Raw genomic sequence first — 3,046 nt, forward strand, 5'->3', positions numbered from 1 at the left:
ATGATTTGAAGCACTTCGTCGCGTGGTAGCCCACATCGCCGGGCGTAAAAATCGGCCTCAAGCAGCCGCTCCTCCGAAACGCTCTCGGTAATTAGGATCGCCTTCTTCCCCATCGGATATCTCCAAGGCCATGCTGGCTTATAGCCGATTCTCGGGAAGACTTGTTCCAGCGAGTGCTAATGGGACTGAAACTTCATCGCGTTATTGATTGAAATCGTAGAGTTGGGGCTGTGATGCGTAAGCGTGCCGACGGGGAACGGTTGCCCTTTATCCATCCAATGAAGCTCAAGCTCTTCAGGGATCCTCCGAAGGGCGACGACTGGATTCATGAGGTCAAGCAGGACGGGTACCGAACGCAGATTAGGCCGGCGCTGCTCCTCCGGAGCGGAACATTAGGCTTGTCTAACGGTTCCCTATCCTAGTGCGTTTTCCGAGGATAGAGCGATGGCCGTGCTAGCGTTTGATTTCGTCTATTTCTGCCGACTGACAGGGGCCGATCTCTTAGGCGGTATCGTCTCACTGTTGGCGTTCCTCATGCTCTACAACGTCATGGCGGAAGACCGTCCAAATCGGTAGGCTGAGCGGCGCTCCAGTCCTCACCATGGCTCGTCGATGCGCGGCGTTTTTCTCTTCGGCGGCACGTGGCTTGTGAAGAGGCGCACGGCATGGACTTTGAAGGTGATCCCAGATCATTCCCGTCTGAGTGGATCAGCTTTCTACAGAGCATTGCCGCAGCGCTCGACAAGCACCTAACAAGCTTCAACGAAAGCAGACATCACCCGATAGCGACCGCTCCCGCCAGATTCCTTCGCATCTCCTGGCCTGCAGCCGACGACCACCTTCCGACGGTCTTACGCGATAGGGCGGCGATGGTGTGCTAAAGCTGGGAATGCAGTCGGCTAGCCAACCAATCCGTCACCCTTTCAGTCCAGGGGCGGGCTTGCCATTCCTCGAGACTGATCTGCTTAGACCGTGCCAGGTCCCGGTTGAAAAGATCGATTTGGGTTTGTCCAAAGTCCTTGCCATAGATATTCAGATTGGCCTCGTCATTGAGGCGAAGAGATCGCTCGTCGAGGTTGGCGGAACCGAAGCTCGCCCAGACGTCGTCGGCGATCAGCAGCTTAGGATGGTACATCGTGGGCTGGAACTCATAAATCCGCACGCCTGCCTTGAGTAATTCGCCCCAGAAGTAGCGCGAGCCCTTTCGAACGATAGGAACATCCGTCAGCGAGTTGGGGACGATGATATCGACGATCACGCCCCTTTTTCGGGCATCCAGTATCTGCTGCAGGGCGATGTCGTCCGGAACGAAATAAGCCATTCCGATCCGCAAGTGATCCTTGGCAGCTGCCATCGCAGCCAACATCATCAGCTCCATGTTTTCGGAGCCATTTGGTTGCGAAGACAAGATAAGTTGAGCGCTCAGGTTCCCCGCAGCTGCGAGCGGCGGGTAGAACTTCTCGCCCTGCAACGGCTCGCCCGCGGTCTCCAGCCAGTTTGCGGCGAACGCCGCCTGGAATGCGGCTGCGGCACGTCCCTCGATGCGGTAGTGCGTGTCACGCCACTCTGTCGGATTGCGAGCGTCTCCGAGCCAATTGTCCGCAATGCCGACACCGCCAGTGAACGCTATCCGACCGTCGACGATGAGCAGTTTGCGATGCGTTCGGTTGTTCACGCGATCCAGGGTGTACCAGTAGATGGGCCGGTAGCGCTGGAACCGCACTCCAGCACTTGTCATGATGTGGATCAGTTCTTCATCGAAGGGGAGACTGCCGACCCAGTCGACGAGCACACGAACCTCGACGCCTTCTCGGGCTTTCGCCGCCAAGGCCGCGGCGAACTCGTAGCCCACCTTTCCCGACCAATAGATGTAGGTTTCCATGTTGATGGTCGAACGCGCAGTGCGGATGGCTTCCAGCATTGCTGGAAAGATCTCATCGCCATTGACCAGCGTCTGCACCGCGTTGGCGTCGAACATTTGTCCCTGGGAATAGCTGGTCATGCTCCTCGCGAATTGAGGATCGGCTGCGTCAAAACGGTGGGGAACGATTGCGCGGATACTCCGGGAATCGGGGATCAAGTTCATCACGATCACAGTGATCGAACTCACGACAATCGCGATGGCAACATACTTAAGTACGTTGAACCAACGACCGATCTTTCCTCTGAGTACGGTCGGCTTTTCCCGAGTCAAACCCTTACACCCCGTGCCGCCCGCGCTGTGGATGGTGGCCATGTGCAACACAAGAACTTCGAGTGCGACGGGAGGTTCCGAGCTGCGGACGAGGGCCGCTATCCTTTGCGCCCGCGCAATTCACCACACATGAATGCTGCAGCGGCGGAAGCGGTCCGACCGCTTGCGGCCGACAACAGACATGGCCGCTTTGCGCCGCAAAGCGGTCGTCAACACGGGCTTTTCCCTCACCTGAAAGCGATGGTCAAATTGGACCGGCGTAATGTCCGTCGCGATCCTGATGGACTTGGCCATAGTCGTGTCAGGTGTGATCAAGAGCTACGAAGTCAACGCATAGCAGTAATAAAAGAACAGAGATGTTTGGGCCAAATGACTGAAAACTCTGATCCAGAACATTGATTGTGGCGGCTTATAGATGGTCTATTTCTTGGTAAAAGGCCGCGAATTCCAATTTTATTGAGTGTTTTCGTTGTCATTAGCTATATGAATATCAACCATTAAAAAGGGTTGGATTGACAAAATCCACACCATAGCTGGTTGTCAGCAGTACTGACTTGAATTCGTATCACGGTGGCAGGGGATGGTGGGCGGCGAACCGGACGACGTGCGGGTGAAATCTGCCGGCACTGAGTGGGTAGTCCGCGTCGTCGAAAAGGGGACCGCAACCATTCACCTGTTCGAGGTTCAGACCTCAGCGGAAGCCTTCGCCGATGTCGAAAGGAGCAGGCTGGGTTTGCCCGCACAGCCACCGATTGACAATGGGTACTAATCGGCTCGACCATTCGTAAAGTCGAGGCCGACTGCTCGGCCACGTTGCTGCATGATGCTCACAAGGGAGGGGGGTATGGTGGC

General features: G+C 56.1%; 2 protein-coding genes. Both read right to left on the reverse strand.

Features of this window, described 5'->3' with window-relative positions; genetic code table 11:
* Positions 1–877 precede the first annotated feature (877 nt).
* Positions 878–2,236: a phospholipase D-like domain-containing protein gene (locus FJ424_RS33280; protein WP_140659984.1), complete on the reverse strand. Its 1,359-nt coding sequence runs from the start codon at positions 2,234–2,236 to the stop codon at positions 878–880.
* A gap of 78 nt (positions 2,237–2,314) precedes the next feature.
* Positions 2,315–2,488 (reverse strand): hypothetical protein, encoded by a 174-nt coding sequence (locus FJ424_RS33795; protein WP_181182271.1) that lies wholly within the window; start codon positions 2,486–2,488, stop codon positions 2,315–2,317.
* Positions 2,489–3,046 lie beyond the last annotated feature (558 nt).

This window comes from Mesorhizobium sp. B3-1-8 (assembly GCF_006439495.1).
Classification (GTDB): Bacteria; Pseudomonadota; Alphaproteobacteria; order Rhizobiales; family Rhizobiaceae; genus Mesorhizobium.